22 protein-coding genes and 1 other RNA gene are annotated in these 22,198 nt (G+C 34.2%); 14 read left to right on the top strand and 9 right to left on the bottom strand.

Going from position 1 to position 22,198, the window contains the following annotated elements:
- The first annotated feature begins 161 nt into the window (after positions 1-161).
- Entirely contained in the window at positions 162-2,255 is a 2,094-nt protein-coding gene (locus tag CGEO_RS05690) for a TonB-dependent receptor (RefSeq protein ID WP_075540355.1), read from the top strand.
- Positions 2,256-2,329: 74 nt separating this feature from the next.
- Here CGEO_RS05690 and CGEO_RS05685 read toward each other — a convergent pair whose 3' ends face one another.
- From CGEO_RS05685 to CGEO_RS05675, 3 genes are read right to left on the bottom strand one after another with little or no spacing between them, the layout of a single operon-like run.
- Positions 2,330-3,373 (bottom strand): AI-2E family transporter, encoded by a 1,044-nt coding sequence (locus CGEO_RS05685; RefSeq protein ID WP_075540356.1) that lies wholly within the window; start codon positions 3,371-3,373, stop codon positions 2,330-2,332.
- Complete coding sequence (ruvB, locus tag CGEO_RS05680) at positions 3,363-4,379, bottom strand: Holliday junction branch migration DNA helicase RuvB (RefSeq protein WP_075494444.1); 1,017 nt, start codon at positions 4,377-4,379, stop codon at positions 3,363-3,365. The genes CGEO_RS05685 and ruvB overlap by 11 nt, the downstream gene beginning before the upstream one ends.
- 13 nt (positions 4,380-4,392) lie before the next feature.
- A complete protein-coding gene (locus CGEO_RS05675) occupies positions 4,393-5,085 on the bottom strand; it encodes a tetratricopeptide repeat protein (RefSeq protein ID WP_075494445.1) in 693 nt (230 codons plus the stop codon).
- 125 nt (positions 5,086-5,210) lie between these two features.
- Here CGEO_RS05675 and ssrA point away from each other — a divergent pair.
- Positions 5,211-5,568, top strand: a transfer-messenger RNA (tmRNA) gene (ssrA, locus tag CGEO_RS05670).
- 327 nt (positions 5,569-5,895) lie between these two features.
- Complete coding sequence (locus tag CGEO_RS05665) at positions 5,896-6,309, top strand: tetratricopeptide repeat protein (RefSeq protein ID WP_075540357.1); 414 nt, start codon at positions 5,896-5,898, stop codon at positions 6,307-6,309.
- A gap of 176 nt (positions 6,310-6,485) precedes the next feature.
- On the opposite strand, the gene CGEO_RS05660 is transcribed toward CGEO_RS05665, so the two are convergent.
- Together CGEO_RS05660 and CGEO_RS05655 are read right to left on the bottom strand one after the other, a co-directional pair.
- Positions 6,486-6,827 carry a coiled-coil domain-containing protein gene (locus CGEO_RS05660; protein WP_075540358.1) on the bottom strand — a complete coding sequence of 114 codons (342 nt, stop codon included), beginning with the start codon at positions 6,825-6,827 and terminating at the stop codon, positions 6,486-6,488.
- 120 nt (positions 6,828-6,947) lie between these two features.
- Positions 6,948-7,520, bottom strand: a complete 573-nt coding sequence (locus CGEO_RS05655) for a YceI family protein (RefSeq protein ID WP_075540359.1) — start codon at positions 7,518-7,520, stop codon at positions 6,948-6,950.
- A 134-nt stretch (positions 7,521-7,654) separates the two neighbouring features.
- On the opposite strand from CGEO_RS05655, the gene phsA reads away from it, so the two are divergent.
- The 5 genes from phsA (at position 7,655) to CGEO_RS10165 (ending at position 13,330) form a co-directional block, all read left to right on the top strand.
- On the top strand, positions 7,655-9,934 hold the full coding sequence (phsA, locus tag CGEO_RS05650; protein WP_075494455.1) for a thiosulfate reductase PhsA: 2,280 nt from the start codon (positions 7,655-7,657) through the stop codon (positions 9,932-9,934).
- Between the two features lie 10 nt (positions 9,935-9,944).
- Positions 9,945-10,511, top strand: a complete 567-nt coding sequence (locus tag CGEO_RS05645; protein WP_075494456.1) for a 4Fe-4S dicluster domain-containing protein — start codon at positions 9,945-9,947, stop codon at positions 10,509-10,511.
- Positions 10,504-11,460: an NrfD/PsrC family molybdoenzyme membrane anchor subunit gene (nrfD, locus tag CGEO_RS05640; RefSeq protein WP_075494457.1), complete on the top strand. Its 957-nt coding sequence runs from the start codon at positions 10,504-10,506 to the stop codon at positions 11,458-11,460. The genes CGEO_RS05645 and nrfD overlap by 8 nt, the downstream gene beginning before the upstream one ends.
- Before the next feature lie 69 nt (positions 11,461-11,529).
- On the top strand, positions 11,530-12,189 hold the full coding sequence (locus CGEO_RS05635; RefSeq protein WP_075494458.1) for a response regulator transcription factor: 660 nt from the start codon (positions 11,530-11,532) through the stop codon (positions 12,187-12,189).
- Entirely contained in the window at positions 12,182-13,330 is a 1,149-nt protein-coding gene (locus CGEO_RS10165; RefSeq protein WP_242647950.1) for a sensor histidine kinase, read from the top strand. Before CGEO_RS05635 ends, CGEO_RS10165 begins: the two co-directional genes overlap by 8 nt.
- Here the strand turns inward: CGEO_RS10165 and CGEO_RS05625 are convergent.
- Genes CGEO_RS05625 through CGEO_RS05615 form a run of 3 tightly spaced genes read right to left on the bottom strand, consistent with a single transcriptional unit; the run spans position 13,304 to position 14,524 of the window.
- Positions 13,304-13,696 (bottom strand): hypothetical protein, encoded by a 393-nt coding sequence (locus CGEO_RS05625; protein WP_172658100.1) that lies wholly within the window; start codon positions 13,694-13,696, stop codon positions 13,304-13,306. The genes CGEO_RS10165 and CGEO_RS05625 overlap by 27 nt on opposite strands.
- Entirely contained in the window at positions 13,693-14,160 is a 468-nt protein-coding gene (locus tag CGEO_RS05620; protein WP_172658099.1) for a cache domain-containing protein, read from the bottom strand. The genes CGEO_RS05625 and CGEO_RS05620 overlap by 4 nt, the downstream gene beginning before the upstream one ends.
- Entirely contained in the window at positions 14,153-14,524 is a 372-nt protein-coding gene (locus CGEO_RS05615; protein WP_075540360.1) for an HIT family protein, read from the bottom strand. The genes CGEO_RS05620 and CGEO_RS05615 overlap by 8 nt, the downstream gene beginning before the upstream one ends.
- A gap of 82 nt (positions 14,525-14,606) precedes the next feature.
- On the opposite strand from CGEO_RS05615, the gene CGEO_RS05610 reads away from it, so the two are divergent.
- Positions 14,607-14,999, top strand: coding sequence for a helix-turn-helix domain-containing protein (locus CGEO_RS05610; protein ID WP_075540361.1), 393 nt, complete (start codon positions 14,607-14,609; stop codon positions 14,997-14,999).
- Between the two features lie 37 nt (positions 15,000-15,036).
- Here the strand turns inward: CGEO_RS05610 and glmS are convergent, their stop codons facing one another.
- Positions 15,037-16,863, bottom strand: a complete 1,827-nt coding sequence (gene glmS, locus CGEO_RS05605) for a glutamine--fructose-6-phosphate transaminase (isomerizing) (RefSeq protein WP_075494462.1) — start codon at positions 16,861-16,863, stop codon at positions 15,037-15,039.
- 161 nt (positions 16,864-17,024) lie between these two features.
- Here glmS and mqnE point away from each other — a divergent pair, with 161 nt between their 5' ends.
- The 5 genes from mqnE to CGEO_RS05580 are packed head-to-tail and all read left to right on the top strand — an operon-like array spanning position 17,025 to position 22,178.
- The gene (gene mqnE, locus CGEO_RS05600; RefSeq protein ID WP_075494463.1) at positions 17,025-18,101 is read left to right on the top strand and encodes an aminofutalosine synthase MqnE; all 1,077 of its coding nucleotides are present in this window, start codon (positions 17,025-17,027) and stop codon (positions 18,099-18,101) included.
- Position 18,102: 1 nt separating this feature from the next.
- A complete protein-coding gene (locus tag CGEO_RS05595; protein WP_075494464.1) occupies positions 18,103-19,395 on the top strand; it encodes an NCS2 family permease in 1,293 nt (430 codons plus the stop codon).
- Between the two features lie 2 nt (positions 19,396-19,397).
- On the top strand, positions 19,398-19,838 hold the full coding sequence (locus tag CGEO_RS05590) for a phosphoribosyltransferase (protein WP_075494465.1): 441 nt from the start codon (positions 19,398-19,400) through the stop codon (positions 19,836-19,838).
- An 8-nt stretch (positions 19,839-19,846) separates the two neighbouring features.
- Complete coding sequence (locus CGEO_RS05585) at positions 19,847-20,995, top strand: MFS transporter (protein ID WP_075494466.1); 1,149 nt, start codon at positions 19,847-19,849, stop codon at positions 20,993-20,995.
- Positions 20,979-22,178 (top strand): ArnT family glycosyltransferase, encoded by a 1,200-nt coding sequence (locus CGEO_RS05580; RefSeq protein ID WP_075540362.1) that lies wholly within the window; start codon positions 20,979-20,981, stop codon positions 22,176-22,178. Before CGEO_RS05585 ends, CGEO_RS05580 begins: the two co-directional genes overlap by 17 nt.
- Positions 22,179-22,198: the final 20 nt, after the last annotated feature.

The raw sequence follows: 22,198 nt of genomic DNA, 5'->3' as shown, positions 1-22,198 counted from the left end.
TGTTAAAAGGCTATTTTAACTTATATTAATAAATCCTGTTAAATTTAAACAAAAGATTAGATTTTTATTTTTTTCAAATATAAAAAATTTATGCATTTGTGTATATTTTAAGAATCGTTATCATATACTAACCGTTAAATTTTATCTAAAAAAGGTAGTATATGAGTCATAAATTTAAACTAACTATGAGTATAATTTGCATAACACAAGCTTTAAACGCACAAGATAGCGTATCTTTAAATGAGATTGTTGTATCATCAAGATCTAACACGCAGCTTAAAGACTCCTCTGCAAACATAAAGATTATAACGCAAAACCAGATAAAAGAGCAATTAAGAATTTCAACTAACTCATCTGATGTGTTGGCTGCTCTTATTCCGTCATACACGCCAAGTAGGGGCAAGATGACGGCTTTGGGCGAGACTATGAGAGGTAGAATGCCGCTTGTTTTAATCGATGGAGTGCCACAGATAAATGCTACTAGAGTTAGTGGACGTGGACTTCATACGATTGATTTTTCTATGGTTGAGAAAATAGAAGTGATTAACGGTGCAACAGCTAACAACGGTAGTGCGGGAGTTGGTGGGGTTATAAATATCGTAACTAAAAAACAAAGAAGCGATGAGATAGAGCAAAATTTAAACATAAGCTTACAAACTCCAACAAATGGCGCAAATAAAAATAGCTTAGGGCATAAAGTTGGCTATACTTTAGGCGGTGGCAAAGAAAATTTTGACTATCTTTTTGGACTTTCATATGAAAATCAAGGTCTTTGGCTTGATGCTAATAAAAATGCAATCGGTTCTCAAAATGTGCAAGGCGATTTGATGAATTCAAAGTCGTATGATATTTTGGTTAAATTTGGTTATTATATAGATGATGATCAACACTTAAGTTTTTCTTTAAATCGATATGAAATTAAATCAAAAGCAAATTATATCCCAGTAGTCGGTAGCAAAAAAGATCGCATTTTAACTACATCAACCAAAGGCAAGCCAATCGGCGATGCGCCGTATAACCAAGCAACCACAGCAAGTATCTCGTATGAAAATAGCGACTTTTTTGGTTCAAATCTCTATGTTATGGCATTTTCTCAAACATTTGATGGGCTATTTGGAGCGACAAACTCGGCTGGTTTTCAAGACGCAGCTATAGCTAAAAAAGGCTTGCTTTATGATCAGTCTCAAATAAAATCGCAAAAATATGGCACAAAAACTACTATAAATAATGGTGATTTTTTTGATGAGGCTTTAAATTTGACTTTTGGTTTTGATACGCTTTATGATAAAACATCGCAAAATTTACATCTTACAAATAGAACGTGGGTTCCTGAAATAACATACACATCTTACGCGCCATTTGTTCTTGCTAGCTATAAAATCACTCCAAATTTAAGTTTTAATGCTGGTTTAAGATATGAAATGACAAATTTAAAGATACAAAAATATAAAACACTAGCCTCTTATGGCGGTGTTTTTGTCGCTGGTGGCGAGCTTGAGTTTAAACAATATTTGAAAAATTTTGGCTTAGTTTATGAGATAAATGAGCAAATTAATCTGTTTGCAAACTACTCGCAAGGTTTTGCTTTACCAGATATCGGCAGAGTTTTGCGAGGTATCGATAAGGCTGGATTTGATATATCATCTTTTAGCAATCTAAAACCAGTCATAACTGATAACTACGAAGTTGGTTTAAGAGGCGAGTTTGAAATATTTGATTTTGTAGCATCGATTTATCAATCAAGCTCTGATTTTGGAACTAGAGTTGTAAATAACAAAAACAACCAATTTGAACTTCACAGACAAAAGACTAGAGTGCGAGGATTTGAGCTAGATGCTGGTATAAAATTAAATGAGAATAATAAGTTAAATTTAACTTATGCATACTCGCAAGGTTTGTATGATAGCGATAATGATGGAAGTTTGGATAAAAAACTAAGTGGGCTAGAAATGGCGCCAAACAAACTATCAGCTATGCTAAGTACTAAATTTAGTGATAAATTTGCAACAACAATTCAAGCTAACCACTACTTTGATAGAAAATTCGATGATAGTTCAAACAACTTTGATGGCTATACTCTTGTTGATGTTGGCGGAATTTATAAAAGTAGATATGGTGAATTTAGCATCGGAGTTTCAAATTTGCTTAACAAACAGTATACAACATACTACTCTCAAAGCTCTAATTCGCAAGATATAAATTATATAGCAGGGCGCGGGAGAGTACTAAATTTAGGCTATTTGCTAAAATTTTAATTAAATTTAGGGGTAAGTTTACCCCTTTTTTTAATGCCTTAACGCAAAAATAGTTTAGAATTTTTAAATCACTTTTAAACTATCGCTCTTTCTTTTAACAAAACATAAAGTTTAATCGTAGAGATAAAAAACGTAACTATCGCAGGTCCAAGTATCACACCCCAAAAACCAAATGTGCTAATGCCTGCAAGCATAGAGAAAAAGATGAGCATTTCGTTGATTTTGGTTGGAGTTTTAACCATTTTTTCGTTTATAAATTTAATAATTAGCGGTTTGACAAAGGTATCTGCAACCACAGAAATAACTATAATACTATAAGATAGGATTATAATACTACCTTGAGTATTGCCATGTGCAAGCTCAAAAAGCGCGATTGGAACATAAACAAGTGCGCCACCAACAAGAGGTATAAGTGAGCCGATTGCAAATAAAATTCCCATCAAAAGCATATCGTATCCAAAAAAACTAACCAAAATAGCGAACAACATACCTTGTAAAACTGCATTTGCAAGAGTGCTATAAACGACCACACTCATGGTATTTGCAACCTCAGTAAGGATAAAATCTAGCTCATCTGAGTTCATAGGAACAACTTTTTTAAGATATGTTGTAAGCTCAGTTCCATATAAATTCGCAAAGAAATAAAACACAATGATAAAGCCCATATCCACGATAAAGCCAGCACTTGACTTGCCTATAGTGCTTAAGTATCCAAGCGCTTTTGAAATTAATGTACCGATATCAAGAGTGGCAATAAATTCTTTTATTTTTGGTTCTAAAAACGAAAAGCTCTCTGGCAGTGAAAAATCATAATTTTTAATATAATTTAGCGTATTTGTAACATTTGTCATATCAAAACCGCTTGCGTATTTTGCTAGCGAGATGATAGCGTAAAGAAATGGCGCTAAGAAAAATATACATATAAATAGCGTGATAAGAGATGCTGAAAGCACACGTTTTGCGTTTGTTAGAGCTAGAATTCGTCTTTCTAAACTTGCAGTAGAAACCGCCATTAAAATTCCAATAGCGATAGTAAGCAAAAATGGCTTAAAAAGATATAGCACCCAAACAAGCACAAAAAGGATAAATCCTATAAAAAAATATTTACTAGTTTTCACTAAAAAGCCCTTCATTATAATCATTTGGAATATTTAAAGTTTTATAACTTTTTTGGCTTACTATCCTACCTTTTGCTGTTCTTTGGATATAGCCATTTGCCAAAAGATACGGCTCTATAACATCTTCAATAGTCCCCTCATCTTCGCTTAAAGCCGCCGCAATGGTGCTTAGCCCCATAGGGCGTTTTTTTGCGTCAAAAAGAATTTCAAGATACTTTAAGTCCATCTCATCAAAGCCAAGCTCATTTACTCCAAGGCTATCAAGAGAATTTTTTGCTCTTTGTTTTGTTATGTTATCTTCGCTATTTACATCAGCAAAATCTCTAATTCGTTTAAGTAGTCTAAGTGCGATTCTAGGCGTTCCGCGACTTCTTTTTGCTATCTCTAAACACGCATCATCTTTGGCTGGTTTATTTAGCTTTTTAGATGCGATTTGAACTATTTTAGCAAGCTCATCTGGCGAGTAAAACTGAAGCCTAAAAGATATGCCAAAACGATCTCTTAATGGCGCGCTTATCATACCAGCCCTTGTTGTAGCGCCAATAAGAGTGAATTTAGGCACATCTATTTTAATAGTCTGTGCAGCTGGTCCAGAACCAATGATAATATCAAGCCTAAAATCCTCCATCGCAGGATATAAAATCTCTTCAATCGAGGAGCTAAGGCGGTGAATTTCATCGATAAAAAGGATATCGCCTTCTTCTAAATTTGTTAAAATCGCAGCCAAATCGCCACTTTTTTCTATCATAGGCGCTGCTGTCATTTTAATATTTGCACTCATTTCATTTGAGATAATGTGAGCAAGCGTTGTCTTTCCAAGTCCAGGAGGGCCGTAAAACAGCACGTGATCTAGTGTTTCAGCGCGTTTTTTAGCAGCTTCGATGAAAATTTTTAAATTCTCTTTAGTCTTTTCTTGCCCGATATAATCGTTAAAATTTATGGGGCGAAGGCTTACTTCATACTCTTTTTCAAAGCTGATTTTTTCTATTTCTACTATTCTATCCATTTAAATTTGCCACTTATTTTGTTGCTTTATTTTTCTGCTCTTCTTCAAATTTCTTAAACTCATCGCTTTTTAACTTTGTTTCATACTTACATCCTAGCTCGTGTTGTAAATCACAACCTTTAGCGAAATGCTCACTTGCTTTTGTAAAATTTACATCAACGCCAAAGCCATTTACATAAAGTGTGCCTAAATTCGTACAACCCTCGCCATCGCCGTATTCGCAAGCTTTTTGATAAAACTCAAACGCTTTGGCATAGTTTTGTTTTACGCCATCTCCATTTTCGTATAAATAACCCAAATTTACACATGAAAAGCCGTGATTTAGCTCGCAACCTTTGCTAAAATACTCGCTAGCTTTTTTAAAATCTACATCTACACCATCGCCTCTGAAGTATGTTACGCCTAAATTTGAACAACCAAGCCCATCACCATACTCGCAACCTTTTTCATAAAATTCGATAGCTTTTTGTATATCTGGCGCAAAACCAAGTCCGTTGTCGTATAAGTGACCTAAATTTGTGCAACTTTTGCCATCTTTTTTATCGCAAAGTTCACTCCAAATCTCTTTTGATTTTTCATATTTATGCTCGTTAAAAGCCTTGTGTCCATCATCGAAAAAATTTCTTTGAGTTTTTCCTTGACTTTGCTCTTGAGAAGCGCTTAAATTTAGAGTTAAAAGTAGTGAAAAAATTAAAAATTTATTCATATTGTCCATTCTCCTTTTTGAAATTAGTTTCTATTGTATCTAAATATTTATAAAATTTGACAAATTTGGATAAATTAAGTAAAATCTGCTCTCTAGTTTAGATTTCTAAACTTGTTCTTTAACGTGGGAGTGACTTGGCTTCGACAGGAGTAGAGTGGTCACGGTGGCATGCCGCTTTGGATACAGCGTAAAAAATCCAAAATAAATTTAAACGCAAATAACGTTAAATTCGCTCCTGCTTACGCTAAAGTAGCGTAACCGGTTGAGCCTTGCTGCAAACTGATACTATTTAGGTTTGCTTGCGAGTAATTTCAAATAGTGTAGTTTAGGTGTTTGACGAGCATTTAAGCCAAATCTAGTCTTAGTCTAATTTTTGGTTTTGAAAAGTGAGCCTTTTTAGATGAAATTTTCACTTTTGCTAAGCATGTAGAGGCCTTGGTCTTTTGCTTTTGGACTGCGGTTCGACCCCGCACACTTCCACCATAAATCATTTTTTTCACTTATTTTAACCTACTTTTCAATTCTTATCAGTTCAATCAAAAGCCCATACTATCGTTATTTCAGTGCTTTATAATTCTTTTTAATTCCGATTTTATACTTTTTGTATTCTTTTAAATTTTAATAAAATTTTGGACTAAATGTGGGACTAAATTATTTTTAGTCAGTCTAATTAATAAATTTATCAAAAATGCTTTTAAATTTTAATTTTTCCAAACACAAATATATCTTTTAGTAATTTCTTAATCCAAATCAAGCGTTTATCATAAATTTTATAGTAAAATCAAATAATATAAAATTTTAGGAGAAATTATGAAAAAAGTTGTGTTTTTAACATTTTTGGGGCTAAATTTTGCATTTGCTGGAGCAAATTTTGATGCTCTTTTAGAAGCGTGCATAACAAAAAGCGATAGCACAAGTTGCGCTCAAATTTTAAACTATCTTGATGATGAGTGCAAAAAAGGCGTGCAATCAAAGTGCTTTTTGTATGCTGATATGCTAGGTCGTGGCGTTGGCGTAGAAAAAGATGTAGTAAAATCGTTTGAAGTTTATAAACAAAGCTGCGAAGCAAACTCAAGCGAGAGTTGTTATGAGCTGTCTAAAAAATACCTTGACGCTTCTGGAACTGTTCAAAGCTTTTCTCTTTCAGGAATCGCTCTTGATAAAGCGTGCAAACTAGGAAGCAAACGAGCTTGCGATATACTTGCGCTGTTGCCAAATAATTAAAATAAAAATTTAAGTATATGATTATAAAATAAATTTATTAAATTTAAACAAATTTTTGCACTTATAAAAAGTTCAAATTTTAAAGTTAAATTTATAAAACTCAATCGATTTATAAAAGATTTTAAAATAAAACTTACTTATAAATATTTGCAAATTTATATTTACTTATAAATTTTTTAGTGCAAAGGATTTGCGAAATTTATCTTTTCAAAAAGAGAGTAAACGATATAAGCAAAAAGAAGCAAAACTATCAAAAACATAATCTTGTTCACATACTTTTGCGCTATAACGACCTCTTTACGCTCTCTTTGATCTTTGTTGTATATAAAATCTTGCTTTAAATCATCTAAATTTTGTTGCTGTGTTTTTTTAAATTCATCAAGCTTTTGAGTGTGTTCTTGCTGGTTTGACTTGATTTTTTCTAAATCTTTTTGCTTTTCTTCACTAGCTTTTTTTAAGGTTTCTATCTCTTTTTTAAGCTCTTGAGTTTCGTTTTTTAGTTGAGTTTCGTTTGACATGAGCTTTCCTTTAATTTATATATGAATTTAATATCGATTGTAACACAAATTTATAAAAAAATCAAAGGAAAGCGTAGATATTTAAGTGACAAATTTAAATAAACTTGTCACTTAAAAGAGTTATTTTGCGCTAGCTTCTATTTCGATTTGTATTTTAATTTCGCTGCTAACTGCTACAGAAGCTTCGCCTACACCAAATCTAGTTCTATCGATTTCGCCCTCTAGGTTAAAGCCAACTTTTTCTTTGCCATCTTGCATTTTTGCAACTCCGCCAAACTCATAGTCAAGTACAACTGGAAGAGTCACATCTTTTATTGTTAAATTTCCTTTAACTTTGCCTTCGCCTATGTCATCTTTATCTGCAACGAATTCTGTCATAACAAATTTCATATCTGTAAATTTAGCAGCATCAAAAAAGTCTGCACTTCTTAAATGCTCATCTCTTTTGCTGTTGTCTGTATCAACAGAAGCTACTTTGATAGTTGCTTCAAGCTTGTTAAGTTTTTGAGTAGTAGTATCTAAATCTATTACAGCGCTATAATCTTTAAATTTGCCTTTGACATTGCTTATTTGAAGGTGTTTAACTTTAAACCCTACATCAGAATGCACCTTATCTACACCAAATTCAGCCGCGTTTAATGTTCCTGCTAGGATAAGCGAGCTTACCGCAACTGAAGCTAATATTTTTTTCATTTTTACTCCTAATATTAAATATTTGAAGATTCTATCTATTTTGAGTCAATATATGCTAAATAGGAGCAAAATTTTACTTTAATTTTACGCATTAGTTTTATAGTTTTAAAAACAAAACTATAAAGGAGTATGCGATGGCAATTTCTAGAAGAGCTTTTTTAAAAACAAGCGCTGGAATTGGAACGTTAGCTGCGTTTGAAGTAAATTTAGGCGCAAATAGTGCATTGATGAATGCAAAAAGCATTAAATTTGTTCCAAGCGTTTGCGAGATGTGTTCTACGCGCTGTCCAATCGAAGTCGAGGTGGTTGATGGTAAGTGTAAAATCATACAAGGAAATCCAAAATTTTCTAGCAACAAAACATCAGTTTGTGCAAGAGGTGGAGCGGGGGTTAATCAACTTTATGATCCAAAACGTATAGTAAAACCTCTTATAAGAGTTGGAAAAAGAGGCGAGAACAAGTGGCGAGAGGCTAGTTGGGACGAGGCGCTTAGCTACTGTGCTACTAAACTTAATGAGATAAAAGAGAAATATGGTCCACAAAGTGTAGTTTTTACATCAAAAACTGGCGAGAGCCATACTCAGCTGATGAATTTCGCCTGTAGTTACGGTAGTCCAAATATATTTTCTCACTGGTCGTGCTGCCCGATAACTTATAACATAGTTTTAAACCAAACATATGGCGGTGGGCTTAGCAGAGACTTTGCTAATGCGAAATATATAGTAAATTTTGGTCATAACCTTTTTGAGGGAATTGTTATATCAGATACTAAAAAAGTGGCTAAATTTGCAAACCGTGAAGACACTAAGCTTTTGGTTTTAGATCCTAGATTTAGCGTGATTGCTGCAAAAGCTGATGAGTGGTTGCCGGTTCGTCCTGGAACGGATTTAGCCTTTGTGATGGCGCTGATTCATGTATGGATACGAGATGGAAAGTATGATAAGAAATTTGTTGAAAAATACACCGTTGGTATCGAAGAAGTTATAAAAGCGGTCAAAGATACTACGCCAAAATGGCAAGAGGCAATCACTGGTATAAAAGCAAAAGATGTTGAGCGAATAGCGGATGAAATTTATGCAAAAGCTCCAGAAGTCATCATCGACTGGGGGCATAAGACAACAACTACAAGAGCAGAATACCAAAGAACAAGAGCAATCGCTATAGCAAACGCTTTGATGGGCAACTTTGAGAAAAAAGGTGGAATTTTCTTTGGAAAGAGCGCTGGAACATTTAACAAACTTTGCGCAGAGGAGCTTTTCCCAACTTTAGCAAATCCAGATGCTGGATTTAAAGTTCCAAAAACTCCAAGAATCGATGGTTGTGGAGAAGAGGGTAGTAAGCATTTCTTTATACCTAGAAAACATGGCGTTTTAATGGATATAGCTCCAGCGATTTTAAGTCAAAAACCATATCCGATAAAAGGCTGGGTAAGCACTAGATTTAACCATTTAATAAATGTTGCAAGCACCGATGAAGTGGTAAAAGCTATCGATAAACTAGACTTTGTTTTATCTATCGATGTTTATCTAAATGACTTTGCAAATTTAGCCGATGTTGTGCTTCCAGAAGCAACCTATCTTGAAAGAGATGAAAGCATTCAAAACAAGTCTGGAACGGCGCCAGGGTATTATATGAGAAACAAAGTCGTTGAGCCAATAGCTGGAACAAAAAGCGGATATGAGATTTTTAGAGAGTTAGCAAGGCTTATGAAAATCGATGAGGGCTATACATGGAAAGATATAAACGAATACAGAATGCAACAAGCCAAAGGAAATGATAAACTTATAGCCGATTTGATTAAAAATGGCTATGTAAACTGGAAAGTTCCACAAGTTTACTATCGTGAGCCAAAATTTGTAGCTAAATTCGTTGAGAAGTATCCAAATGCGACTAAATTTGTTGATGAAAATGGCGAGATGAGTTCGCAGGTTAAATTTAAAACTCCAAGTGGAAAAATTGAGCTATTTTTAGAAAATGTAGAGGCAAAATTCCCAGGAGAAGGCTGTATAAATCCAAACCATATGGATGTTTTTGGTGGACATGAGTTTTGTTTGATGAGTGGAAAAACTGCGATTCATACAAACGGACACACACAAAACATACCTATACTTAACCATTTGATGGATCAATCGCCAGTGTGGATAAATCCAAAAGCGGCTAAACAAAAGGGCTTTAAAGATGGCGATACAGTCATATTAAAAAATAAATTTGGTTCAGTTAAAGCCACTTTAATGCTAACAGAGGGCATTAGAGAAGATACGCTTTTTGTTTATCATGGTTTTGGGCATGTTACGCCAGATCTTAGCGATACAAACGGCATGGGAACTAACCAAAGCGTTATACTTGATCCTGCTGATGGCGTTGTTTGCGGAACTATGGTAACAAACGTTGGCGTTGATATAATTAAGGCTTAGGAGAAAAAAGATGAAAAAATATGTAATGGTTCATGATGAAAATTTATGTATCGGTTGTCAAGGTTGCTCAGTAGCCTGTAGAAACGAAAACAACGTGCCTGATGGAGTTTACAGACTTCAAGTTCATATGAAGATGAGTGGGACTTTTCCACGTTTAAAGACTGATTTTATAAGGCAAAGTTGCGTTATGTGTGAAGAAAGCCCATGTGTTACAGTATGTCCTACCGGAGCTAGTTTTAAAACGGATAATGGCATAACTTTAGTTGATGAAAGGCTTTGTGTTAGCTGTAAATACTGCTTGTTAGCCTGTCCTTATGATGCGAGGTTTGTTGATCCAATAACAAAAGCTATAGGAAAATGCACATTTTGTTTCCAAAACAGACTATCTGCTGGAAAAGAGCCAGCTTGCGTAACAGTGTGTCCAACAGACGCTTTAGTTTTTGGCGATGTAAATGATGAAAACAGCGAAGTTAGCAAACTTATAGCAAAGAAAAATGTAGAGTATCCAAAGGCGCATTTAAACACAAAACCTAGCCTTGGATTTATAAAAAATACAAAAGGAGGACGCTATGAATAACATGTGGGGAAGTATGGCACAATACGATGCGATTTATTGGCCTTGGCCGATTGCGGTTTATCTTTTTTTAGCTGGACTTAGTGCTGGAAGCATTATGGTGTCCTTGATAGTTAAGTGGAACAAACATCCAGATAACACAAACTCGATTTGGGATGCGATGGTAAGAGCTGGAGCGGTAATAGGACCAGTTGCAATATGCGTTGGACTACTTCTTTTAATAATCGATCTTGGCAAGCCACTAAGTTTTTACTGGCTTTTGATAACTTATAACATCAAATCAGTTATGAGTATAGGCGTGCTTTGTTTGCTACTTTATACTCCATTTACGTTTTTGTTTGCGATGATGATATTTGAAAAAGAGATTGAGCAGTATAAAGCTTTAGCTGTTTTACGACCGCTTACTAAGGCGATTCGCTCTTTTGCACACATCGCAAAAGATATAGAGTATATTCTTTTTGTACTTGCTATATGTGTTGGTATGTATACGGGCTTTTTACTAGGTGCGATAGAGAAAATTCCTTTGTGGAATACGCCGATTTTACCGATTCTTTTCTTAGTTTCTGGTTTTTCAAGTGGAATTGCAGCAAACATTCTTATAGGAATGGCGTTTTTTAAAGGCTCGCTAAATAAAGAGAGCATAAAGTATCTTTTAGTGCTTGATTTAAGGGCTATTATGTTTGAGATACCGCTTCTTATAATACTATTTTTAGGCTTATATCTTGGTGGTTCATCTGAGTTTGCAACGACTGCGCTAACTGATAGTTTATATGGCAAGGTGTTTTGGATAGGCGTTGTTTTAGTTGGACTTTTTGTTCCGATTATCATAGCTGCAACTGCTCTTAAAAATCACGCTTATAAACCGCTTTTTATAGTGATAAACTCACTTGTAGTTTTAGTTGGCGTTGTGATTTTAAGATACTACGTGGTTTATGCTGGACAGGTTTTGTAGTTTAAAAATAGATTAAATAAATTTAAGTACAATCTAGCAGATATTAACTTCTGCTAGATTGGAGATGTTTTGAAAATTTTACTTCTTGAAGATGATTTTGAATATAGAGTAAGCATTAAAGAGTATCTACAAAGCTTAGGATATGAAGTAGATGAGGCAAGCGATGGCGTTATAGCCTGTGATAAGATAGCTAAAAACTCATATCATCTTTTAATCCTTGATATAAAAGTTCCAGAGATTTCTGGGCATGAAGTTATGCGATATGCACGAAGCTTAAACCTTCAAACCCCAATTATGATAATGACATCGCTAACTGATATTAAGGATTTGACAATCGGCTATGAGTTAGGTTGCAATGAATATCTAAAAAAGCCATTTAACTTAGCTGAACTTAAATTTAGAGTCAATGAGCTTATGCGAAAATACTACTCGCAAGATGATAAAAACATCATAAAAATCGCTTCAAATTTCTCTTACGATACGGTTCTTAAGCAGCTTAAAAACGGCGATGAGGTTGTAAATTTAAGCCAAAAAGAGATAAATTTGATAGAATTTTTACTAAGCAGAGTTGGCGCGTTTTCAAGTATCGAAGAGATAAAGTATGAAATTTGGGAAGATAAAGATATAGATGATGCTGGAGTTAGAGTTCATATACGAAACATTAGGCATAAAACAAGCGATGAGTTTATCATCTCTTCTCGTGGGCTTGGCTATAAAATAAATGTTTAAAGCTATTAAAATCCCATTTTTAGCGACTATGATTTTGATGCTTCTTTTTATACTACAAGGCATTCAACTTATCAAACTAAATATCAAGAGTGAGCAAAACAAAGACATAGTCTCGCTTGCTAAAAAAAGTCTAAATTTAAGTGATAATATCCTAAATTTAGATAATCAAGATAGCTTAGTATATGAATTTGCTCTTTATGATAGCGATGAAAATATAGTCCTTTCAAAACTTAACAAAAACCCTAGAAATCTAAATTTTGAAGTTTTGATTCAAGATGGCTATATCTACTATAAAAGAGCGATTTTTGTGGATAATAAGCTCTATTTTTTAGTCGTTGCAAAAGAGCAAGAGTGGTCGAAGATAGCTTTGATTACTGCGCTTGTTTTTATAGGGACTTTGATAGTCATTTTCATCGCTATATATTTTATATACCAAAGTACTCTTAAAATTCACGAACGGCAAAAAAAGATGATGGATGCGTTTTTTAACGATGCGATGCATGAGCTAAAAACTCCACTTGGCGTTGCGACTATAAATTTAGATATGCTAGAAGTCCATAACAGAAACACACATCGCATAAAATCAGCCCTTAAACAGATGAAAATGACATATGAAGATGTTGAGTTTTTTATCAAACACTCATATGAAAATTTTCCAAAAAGCGTTATGAATTTCTCAAGTTTTTTAAGTCAGCGCGTTCGGTTTTTAACAACGATAGCAAATTCAAAAGAGATAACATTTCAAACTCATATTTTTCCGAATTTAGAGATTTTTATAAGCGAGATTGAAGCTACGCGCCTTGTTGATAACACCATCTCAAATGCGATAAAATACTCAAAAAGCGGCAGTAGTATTGAAATTTATCTAAATTTAGTAGATGAGCAAGTTGTATTTAGCGTGAAAGATTATGGAAGAGGTATTAAAGATACAAAGGCTATTTGGCAGCGTTACAGCAGGGAGGATTTATCACAAGGTGGCTTTGGGCTTGGGCTTAATATCGTTTTAAATATATGTAAAAAGTATAATATTTCTTATAACGTAGAATCAATCGTAGGTAAAGGAAGCACATTTACCTACAAAATTCCAGCCTTTAAAGAAAAGCTAATCGATTCGCTAGTGAATGATAAGATCAAGCCTTGAAGTGGTGATCAAATCATCGTTGTAATATAAAATTATATAGCCAACTTTATTGTTTGAGACATCTCTTAGCACTTTTGAGTAGAAGTAGCTAGAGCCGAATTTAGCGAAATTTAGGTTTTCAAAATCAAATCTTCGTAAATTTGGTAAGATATTCATGTTATTTACATTTGGATTTAAAATATAGTAGTTTTTTATCGAATTCTCGCCAGTGTTGTAGATACAATCACTCTCAAAACTTTTATTTAAAAGGATAAAGATGTTTAAACCTTGCGATTTAGCTATGGTTTCAAGTTGCGAAAAATCAAGCATAACCTCAATACTACCTTGAAATTTCTTATCCACAAAAACAGGAGCAATCCCTCTCATAAATATCCACACCTGCCAACTTCAATGCCAGCAACTGGTTGCATATTTCTTTTAATATCATTTAGCATATATCTAAAACCGCTTAAGTTATCGCCAAATTTATTCTCATCCCAACTCCTTGCAAGGCTTTGTGTTTGGGCGTTATGCATATGAATGTTGATGTTTTTATAGCTTGGAACTTGGCTTAAAATGCCAACAAAATCCTTTGCCACATCCATACAATACTCGTGATTTTGCTTTTGATAGCACGATATGATGTTGCTGTTTTTTGATAAAAGTATGGCGATAGCTAGCGAATTTGCTCTTTCATTTTCAAGAGATTTACTCATCAGTTCTGAGTTAAAATCAAAGTATTTTTTGATATTTTGCTCTTTTTGATTTTGCAAATAGTGCAGATAAAATCCAGCTATAACGACAAAACAAACGAAGATAAAAAGTGATAAAATTTTAAAAAGTTTACTCAAATTTAGCCTTTAAATTTGATATTAAAATTTTCTCAAATTCGCTAAAATCTGCTAAATTTAACTTCGCCTCTCGCTGTTTTACTCCCCACATCGACTCTGGAAAAAAGCTATCTTCTTTAAATCTTGCCATAACGTGTATATGAACGCGTGGCACGTAGTTAGCAAAGCTTGCGATGTTGATTTTATCTGGATTATAAAAGCTTATCATGGCTTTTTCAGTTATCATCATCGAATCAAAAAGCGCCTGTCTTGTCGCCTCATCACAATCGCTTAGCTCTTTAAACTCTTTTTTGCTAAATATCTTTACCCATGGAATTTCGCTAGTTTCGCGTTCTATAAAGATAAATTTGTTTTGATATATCATCTTTTAACCTTTTTTTCTGAAATAATAGCATTAAATTTGAAATTTAAACATAAATTTAATACAATCAGCCAAAAGGATAAAAATGAAAGTAGCCATTGTGATTTATGATAAATTTGACCTTGTAAATTTAGCTGAATTTAATGAATTTTTTAAAGACGAGCATAAATTTGATACTAAAATTTACGCTTTTAAAGGCGAGATAGTAGATAAATTTGGAGTTTGTATAAAGGTAGAAAATAGCGCTTCAAGCTTGTATGGAAGCGATATACTTGTGGTTTGTGACGGGAAAAATCAAAGCTTGGTTTATGATGAGATTTTTTTAAGTTGGTTAAAGTCGGCTTTTGACGTGCGTTATAAAATTTGCGTTGGAACGGCTAAAGGGATTTTAAATGCGGCTAAATTTGATGAGTTTTTGCACTCTGATAAATTTGATAATGAATTTAAAGATAGCATAAAAAAAGCCGTGAGTATCTAGCCCACGGCATAAATTTGATATAAAAATGTAAATAATTTTACTCTACTGTTACACTTTTTGCTAAATTTCTTGGCATATCAACATCATTTCCTAAACGTATAGAAATTTCAAGTGCAAGAAGCTGAAGTGCAACCATCATCTCAAAAAACTCGCTCATAGCGTGGTTTTGCTTGCTTGTTTTTATAAAATCATCGCTTAACTCAAACTCAAGCGGACTAAGAGTTAGCACATATCCATCGCGTGCTGCAATCTCTTCAACATTGCTCTTTGTTTTTTCATAAAGCACATTTTGTGGAAGTAGCGCAACTGTAAAAAGTCCTTCATCAACTAGGGCGATTGGACCGTGCTTCATCTCACCACTTGCGTATCCTTCGGCATGAAGATAGCTGATTTCTTTAAGTTTTAAAGCCCCTTCAAGTGCAAGCGGATAAAATATATCTCGCCCGATAAAGAAAAAGCCATGTCCGTGCAAGTAGTGTTTACTCATGCGGTGAATCTTCTCATGCAAACCATCTGGTATATTTAAAACTTGTGGTATGTGAAGAAGGGCTTTTATCTCGCTGTGTAAAGTCTCTTCATCTATGGTTTTTCTAATTTGAGCGATGTATAAAACCACCATCCAAAGTGTTAAAACCTGCGTTGCAAAGGCTTTTGTACTTGCCACGCCTTTTTCGATACCAGCGCGAGTTAGCAAGACATTTCCAGCAAGGCGGACAATCGAGCTGTTATCAACATTACAAATCGCAAGAGTTTTTAACCCTGCATTTTTAGCGATTTTTAAAGCTTCTAATGTATCGGCTGTTTCGCCGCTTTGGGAGATAACGACAAAAAGCGAGTTTTTGTTTAAAACTGGATCTCTATATCTAAATTCGCTTGCTGTTTCAACTTTAGCTCTGATTTTTGCAATTCTTTCAAAAAGATAGCTTGCAGCAAGGGCTGCATGATAGCTTGTTCCACACGCACAAAGCACGATTTCATCGATATCATCAAAGATTTGCGAGTTGATTTCTTCAAGATTTATTTTATTATATTTTATTCTACCCATTAAAGTTTCGCTTGCCACTTGACTTTGCTCATAAATCTCTTTTTCCATAAAAAAGCGATATCCCTCTTTTTGTGCGTAGCTTTTATCAGCAGGTAGAAGTTGTGGGGTGCAAGTGATGAGCTTTTTTTGTTGGTAAATTTTAACTTCACCCATTTGCGCGACTCCATACATGCCATCTTCAAGATAAATCGCCTCTTTTGCAAGCCCGATAAGTGGAGCGTCTGATGAGCTAAAGATTATCTCATCTTCATCGCTTTTTCCAACTATCAACGGCACAGCATTTTTGGCAAAAAATATCTTATCTGGCGCTGCTTTTGTGATGATAAGTATGGCAAATGAGCCAACTAGCTTTGCAATAGTTTTTTCAAAAGCGATAAATGGATCTTTTTCACTTCTATTTAGATACTCAAACATATGAACCACAACTTCAGTATCTGTTTGGCTTATAAATTTAACACCTTGCTTTTCTAAATACTCTTTTAACTCTTTGTAATTTTCTATAATGCCATTATGCGTTACAAAGCTATACTCACCAAAATGCGGGTGCGCGTTGATTTCTGTTGGTTTTCCATGCGTTGCCCATCTAGTATGTCCAATGGCTACGCCAAAGCCTTTGCTTGTAAAATTTGCAGTCTTTTTTTCTAAATTTTCAAGTTTTCCAACAGCTTTAAAGTAAGCTATATCGCTACCGCAACCGCAATTATCAGTCATCACAGCAAGTCCAGCGCTATCATATCCTCTATACTCTAGCTCTTTTAAACCGCCTAAGATAACGCTTTTTTTCTCTTTAGTTCCTATATATCCGACTATTCCGCACATAACTTACCTCGTTTGTAAATTCATTTAATCTGTTATTATACATCAAATAGATTAATAACCTAAATTTTGAACTAAATTCTAAATTTAATCAATAAAAAAACCTTTTTTTAAGTGCAAAACTCATATAATACACAAATATTTTTATAAGGCTACAAAATTTTATGGAAATTTTAGAAAAACTTAAAAACCGCGAGAGGTTAAGCTATGAAGATGGGCTTAAGCTCTATGAGTTAGATCTTTTTACTCTTGGTAAATTTGCTAATAAAATAAGAGAAGAGATAAATGGAAAAAAGGTCTATTTTAATGTAAATCGCCACATAAATCCAACAAATTTATGTGCAGATGTCTGTTTGTTCTGTGCTTTTTCATCGCATAGAAAAAATGAGCATGCCTACACAATGAGCCATGAAGAGATTATGAATATAGTCGATGACACGGTAAAAAGAGGCACAAAAGAGATTCATATCGTATCGGCTCACAATCCAAATGTAACTTGGCAGTGGTATTTAGATATCTTTAAAATGATAAAAGAAAAATATCCATTTTTGCATGTTAAGGCGATGACGGCTGCGGAGGTTGATTTTTTGCGCCGAAAACATGGGCTTAGTTACGAAGAGATTTTACGCACTATGGTTGAAAATGGCGTGGATTCGATGCCAGGTGGCGGAGCTGAAATCTTTGATGAAGAGGTTAGAAAAAAAGTCTGTAATGGCAAGGTAAAAAGTGATGAATGGTTAGAAATTCACCGTATTTGGCACTCGATGGGAAAAGAGAGCAATGCTACTATGCTTTTTGGGCATATCGAAGAAAGGTGTCATAGGATAGATCACATCCTTAGAATTAGAGCCGTTCAAGATGAGGCTATAAAAAACAAAAAAGGTGGCTTTAACGCCTTTATCCCGCTTGTTTATCAAAGAAATAACAACTATCTTAAGATAGATAAATTTCTTGGCTCGGTTGAGATTTTAAAAACAATGGCGATTTCAAGGCTTATGCTTGATAATGTGGCTCACATCAAGGCTTATTGGGCGACTTCAACTATAAATTTAGCTATGGTAGCTCAAGAGTTTGGCTGTGATGATTTGGATGGAACGATAGAAAAAGAGTCCATTCAAAGTAGCGCTGGAGCGGCAAGCTCGCATGGAACAACGATGAAAGACTTTATAGAGTTGATTAAAACTTCTGGGTTTATACCTGTTCAAAGAGATAGTTTATATAATGAAATAGAGGTTTATTAAGATGAATTTATTTAAGTTAAAAGAGCATCAAACAACAGTTGCCAAAGAGGCTAGTGCAGGGTTTACCACCTTTTTAACGATGATGTATATCATACCTGTAAATGCTACTATTATGAGCGAGGCTGGTATGCCGATACACGCTTTGATTGCGGCTACTGCGTGGATTACTATATTTTCAACTATTTTAAATGGACTTTGGGCTAACACACCAGTTGCGATGAGCGTTGGAATGGGGCTTAATGCTTACTTTACATTTGGGCTAGTTTTAGGTATGAAAATTCCTTGGGAAACTGCGCTTGGAATAGTGTTTTTAAGTGGTATTATATTTTTAGCTCTTTGTTTTACAAATTTTAGAATTTGGGTTTTAAAAAGCATTCCTATGGATTTGCGACGTGCTATAAGTGCGGGAATTGGGACATTTATATCATTTGTTGGGCTTAAACAAATGGGGCTAATCGTGCATAATGATGCCACACTTGTAGGACTTGGAAATTTAAATGATGCAAATATCCTAATCGGAGTTTTAGGACTCTTTTTTGTAGTGGTTTTTTGGGCGTTAAAAATCAAAGGTGCGTTTATAGTCGCTGTGTTTGCAACTTCGATTGTAGCGTGGATTACGGGCGTTGCGCCATATCCAACTGAGTTTTTTTCAATGCCATCTTCAATCGCACCGATTTTTTTAAAACTTGATATTGCAAGTGCATTTTCTTTATCGCTTTTGCCAGTTATCATCACATTTTTTATAACAGATTTATTTGACTCGCTTGGCACTCTTTCAGGCGTTGGAAATAGGGCAAATATCTTTGATAAAAATGCCATTGATGGTGTAAAAAAATTAGAAAAAACACTTGAAGCAGACGCGGCTGCTACTGTGGCTGGCTCGCTTTTAGGAGTTTCTACAACAACAGCGTTTGCAGAAAGTGCAAGCGGTGTTGAAGAGGGTGGAAGAACCGGACTTACGGCGGTATTTACGGGGCTATTTTTTGTTTTAACCCTTTTTATGCTTCCGCTTTTTAGCGCAATTCCTGCAAATGCCATTTATCCAGTTTTAATAATGGTCGGTGTGCTTATGTTTTCAGAGCTTGGAAAGGTTGATTATAGCGATAGTGCGATAGTTTTGGCTGTATTTTTTATAGTTATTTTAATGCCGCTAACTTATTCGATAACAACTGGACTTGCGTTTGGGTTTATAGCTTACTTTTTTGTTAGGCTTGTGAAAAGAGAATTTGAGTATTTAAATTTAGGTATAATCGTGCTAGCTGCGATTAGTTTATTATCATTTATAGTGAGATGAGTATGAGATATTATAGTTATGACGAATTTGAAAAAGATGTAAAATCCCTTGCAAAAAGGGTAAGGGATGAGTTTAACCCAGATGCTTTTGTAGCTATCGCAAGGGGTGGAATGACGATAGGGCATTATTTAGCAATCGCGTTAGAGAGTAGGAATTTATTTGCGCTAAATTCTATCCATTATGATGATACAAAAAAGCTTGACACGGTTGAAGTCTTTAATTTGCCAGATTTAAGTAAATTCAAAAAAATTTTAATAGTAGATGATATCATCGATAGCGGCGAAAGTATGGTTGAGATAAAAAGGGTTTTAAAAGAGAAATATCCAGATGCTGAGTTTAAAGTAGCAACTATATTTTATAAACACCATGCGTTGGTAAAGCCAGAATTTAGTATAAATGAAGCAAACGACTGGATAGAGTTTTGTTGGGATATTAAAATTTAAGGCAGGTGATGAAAAGAGTAGATATCGCGATAATGTATATATGCACGGCTTTAACGCTGTGCGTTATGTATGCTACGCAGCCACTACAGCCGCTTTTTGAAGAAATGCTAAAAGTTAGCAAATTTGAAGCGTCTTTGTTTACAACATCTATCTTAGCACCACTTGCGGTAGCTTCGATAGTTTATGGGTATTTTTTAGAGAAATTCTCGATTAAAAAAATACTTGTAGTGGCATTTTTACTCTTTGGCATTTTAGAGCTTGCTTTTGCATTTTCTTCTACATATCTTGTTCTTTTAAACATACGAGCCGCGCAAGGTCTTATAGCGCCAGCTGCACTAACTGGGATTATGAGTTATATCTCTCAAAACTCGCATCCAAGCAAGGTTTCAAGCGCGATTGGCGTATATATAGGTATCACGATAATAGGCGGATTTGTTGGCAGGTTTTTGTCTGGATTTTTTACAGATTTGTTTGGTTGGAGATTTTTCTTTGTTGTTTTAGGAATTTTACTGTTAATAGCAACCTTGCTGCTTACTAGAATTTCTGGCGATGCAAATCCAAACTATATAAAACCAAAGCTTAGCGATATCATAACAACTTTTAAAATCAAACATAATTGCTATATTTATTTAGCGATTTTTTGTGTTTTTTTCACATTTCAGGCGGTGCTAAATTTCTTGCCATTTGAACTTATGATTTTAGATGGCGGTTATAGTGGCTCAAAAACTGGTATTATGTATTTTGGTTATATTGTTGGAGTTTTAATCTCTTTTAACATTAAAAAGATAGTTGAGATTTTAAAAACCTCGCCAAATGCCATTATGGTGGGAGTTTTGATTTATATATTTAGTATTCAAATTTTACGTTTTGAAAATTTATATGTTTTATTTGGCGCGATGATTATCTTTTGTTTAGGAAATTTTTTAGCACATGTGGCAGCTTCTGCTTATGTAAACAAAATGGCTCAAAACCACAAAGCCATAGCAAATGGACTTTATATCAGCTTTTACTACGCTGGTGGAGCGCTTGGGAGCTTTGTTCCTGGAGTATTTTATAGAACTGGAGGATGGAGTTTGTTTCTTACATTTTTATCTGTTGTAGTTGCTTTATCGTTAGTTTTTATCTGGTTGTTAAACAAATATGCAAAAACTATATAATAACGAAAATCTAATCTTCCTTGCCATATTTGGGCTAAATTTGTTATTTTTACTTTATAGTGTTTCAAATTTAAGCATTAGTTTTTATGAGGCAGAAATTTACTATGAAAAACAAAATTTAGTCAGTTTACTAGCGAATTTATCGTGTAAATTTTTTGGTCAAAACGACTTTGCTTTAAGAGCGCCGTTTTTACTTATCCATTTTTTCAACTCCATTCTTATATATAAAATCTCAAAAACTATGCTAAAAAGAAAGCTTGACAGGCTTATTAGCGTTAGTTTGTATATGTTTCTACCTGGAGTTATGGCGAGTGCGATTTTAGTAAATTTAGCTGGTGTTATTATATTTTTCACGCTTTTAGCTGTTTATTTTAGCGAGACTAGAAACAACATCGCCCTTATAATCACACTTTTAGTAACTACGGCGATAGATAAATCTTTTGTAGTGCTTTATGTTGGCGCTTTTTTGTATGGGATTTATAGGAAAAACAAGATTTTATCTACGATATCTTTTTTGTGTTTTGTATCTGCCTTGCTTTTTTATGATTTTGATATACAAGGCAAACCAAAAGGCTTTTTTATAGATACAATTGGGGTTTATTCTGCTGTTTTTTCACCGTTTCTTTTTTTGTTTTTCATATATGTGATGTATAGAATTTGGATAAAAGAGAGAAAAAATCTACTTTGGTTTGTTTGTATATCGGCATTTTGTATCGCTTCTTTGCTATCTTTAAGGCAAAGGGTTGAGCTAGATGAGTTTTTGCCATATGCGGTTGTATCAGTTCCTCTTTTAGTTAGAGTATTTTTTAACTCATATCGCATAAGACTGCCGCGTTTTAGGACAAAGCATACTTTTTTAGTCGTTGTTGTTATGCTGTTTTTACTTATAAATTCATCTTTTGTCGTGTTTAATCAAATTCTGTATCCTCTGTTTTTTAAAAATGAACCGCAAAAGCACTTTATATATAATTACGATATTGCCAAAGAACTTGCGCAAAAGCTAAAAGAAAAGCAAATTTATAGTGTTAAGGCTGTTGATTCGCGTTTAGGACTAAGACTTAAATTTTATGGTATAAAAGCTAGTCCAAATTTATATATGAGTAGAATTCGCCCACAAAACGCTAAATTTAGTATAAAAATATATAAATTTGATACATTGGTAGATAAATTTTATGTTTTTTAGAAAATATGGTATAATAGCAA

Origin of the sequence: Campylobacter geochelonis, assembly GCF_013201685.1 — a bacterium.
Classification (GTDB): domain Bacteria; phylum Campylobacterota; class Campylobacteria; order Campylobacterales; family Campylobacteraceae; genus Campylobacter_B; species Campylobacter_B geochelonis.
The sequence above is the reverse complement of the archived record's forward strand: the minus strand, read 5'-3'. Positions and strand labels throughout refer to the sequence as shown.

What these genes read in the sequence shown, in the direction of transcription:
- CGEO_RS05690 (WP_075540355.1), top strand. Translation starts at nt 162, where the DNA reads ATGAGTCATAAATTTAAACTAACTATGAGTATAATTTGCATAACACAA.
- ruvB (WP_075494444.1), bottom strand. Translation starts at nt 4,379, where the DNA reads ATGGATAGAATAGTAGAAATAGAAAAAATCAGCTTTGAAAAAGAGTAT.
- CGEO_RS05675 (WP_075494445.1), bottom strand. Translation starts at nt 5,085, where the DNA reads ATGAATAAATTTTTAATTTTTTCACTACTTTTAACTCTAAATTTAAGC.
- CGEO_RS05665 (WP_075540357.1), top strand. Translation starts at nt 5,896, where the DNA reads ATGAAAAAAGTTGTGTTTTTAACATTTTTGGGGCTAAATTTTGCATTT.
- CGEO_RS05660 (WP_075540358.1), bottom strand. Translation starts at nt 6,827, where the DNA reads ATGTCAAACGAAACTCAACTAAAAAACGAAACTCAAGAGCTTAAAAAA.
- CGEO_RS05655 (WP_075540359.1), bottom strand. Translation starts at nt 7,520, where the DNA reads ATGAAAAAAATATTAGCTTCAGTTGCGGTAAGCTCGCTTATCCTAGCA.
- phsA (WP_075494455.1), top strand. Translation starts at nt 7,655, where the DNA reads ATGGCAATTTCTAGAAGAGCTTTTTTAAAAACAAGCGCTGGAATTGGA.
- CGEO_RS05645 (WP_075494456.1), top strand. Translation starts at nt 9,945, where the DNA reads ATGAAAAAATATGTAATGGTTCATGATGAAAATTTATGTATCGGTTGT.
- nrfD (WP_075494457.1), top strand. Translation starts at nt 10,504, where the DNA reads ATGAATAACATGTGGGGAAGTATGGCACAATACGATGCGATTTATTGG.
- CGEO_RS10165 (WP_242647950.1), top strand. Translation starts at nt 12,182, where the DNA reads ATGTTTAAAGCTATTAAAATCCCATTTTTAGCGACTATGATTTTGATG.
- CGEO_RS05625 (WP_172658100.1), bottom strand. Translation starts at nt 13,696, where the DNA reads ATGAGAGGGATTGCTCCTGTTTTTGTGGATAAGAAATTTCAAGGTAGT.
- CGEO_RS05615 (WP_075540360.1), bottom strand. Translation starts at nt 14,524, where the DNA reads ATGATATATCAAAACAAATTTATCTTTATAGAACGCGAAACTAGCGAA.
- CGEO_RS05610 (WP_075540361.1), top strand. Translation starts at nt 14,607, where the DNA reads ATGAAAGTAGCCATTGTGATTTATGATAAATTTGACCTTGTAAATTTA.
- glmS (WP_075494462.1), bottom strand. Translation starts at nt 16,863, where the DNA reads ATGTGCGGAATAGTCGGATATATAGGAACTAAAGAGAAAAAAAGCGTT.
- mqnE (WP_075494463.1), top strand. Translation starts at nt 17,025, where the DNA reads ATGGAAATTTTAGAAAAACTTAAAAACCGCGAGAGGTTAAGCTATGAA.
- CGEO_RS05595 (WP_075494464.1), top strand. Translation starts at nt 18,103, where the DNA reads ATGAATTTATTTAAGTTAAAAGAGCATCAAACAACAGTTGCCAAAGAG.
- CGEO_RS05590 (WP_075494465.1), top strand. Translation starts at nt 19,398, where the DNA reads ATGAGATATTATAGTTATGACGAATTTGAAAAAGATGTAAAATCCCTT.
- CGEO_RS05585 (WP_075494466.1), top strand. Translation starts at nt 19,847, where the DNA reads ATGAAAAGAGTAGATATCGCGATAATGTATATATGCACGGCTTTAACG.
- CGEO_RS05580 (WP_075540362.1), top strand. Translation starts at nt 20,979, where the DNA reads ATGCAAAAACTATATAATAACGAAAATCTAATCTTCCTTGCCATATTT.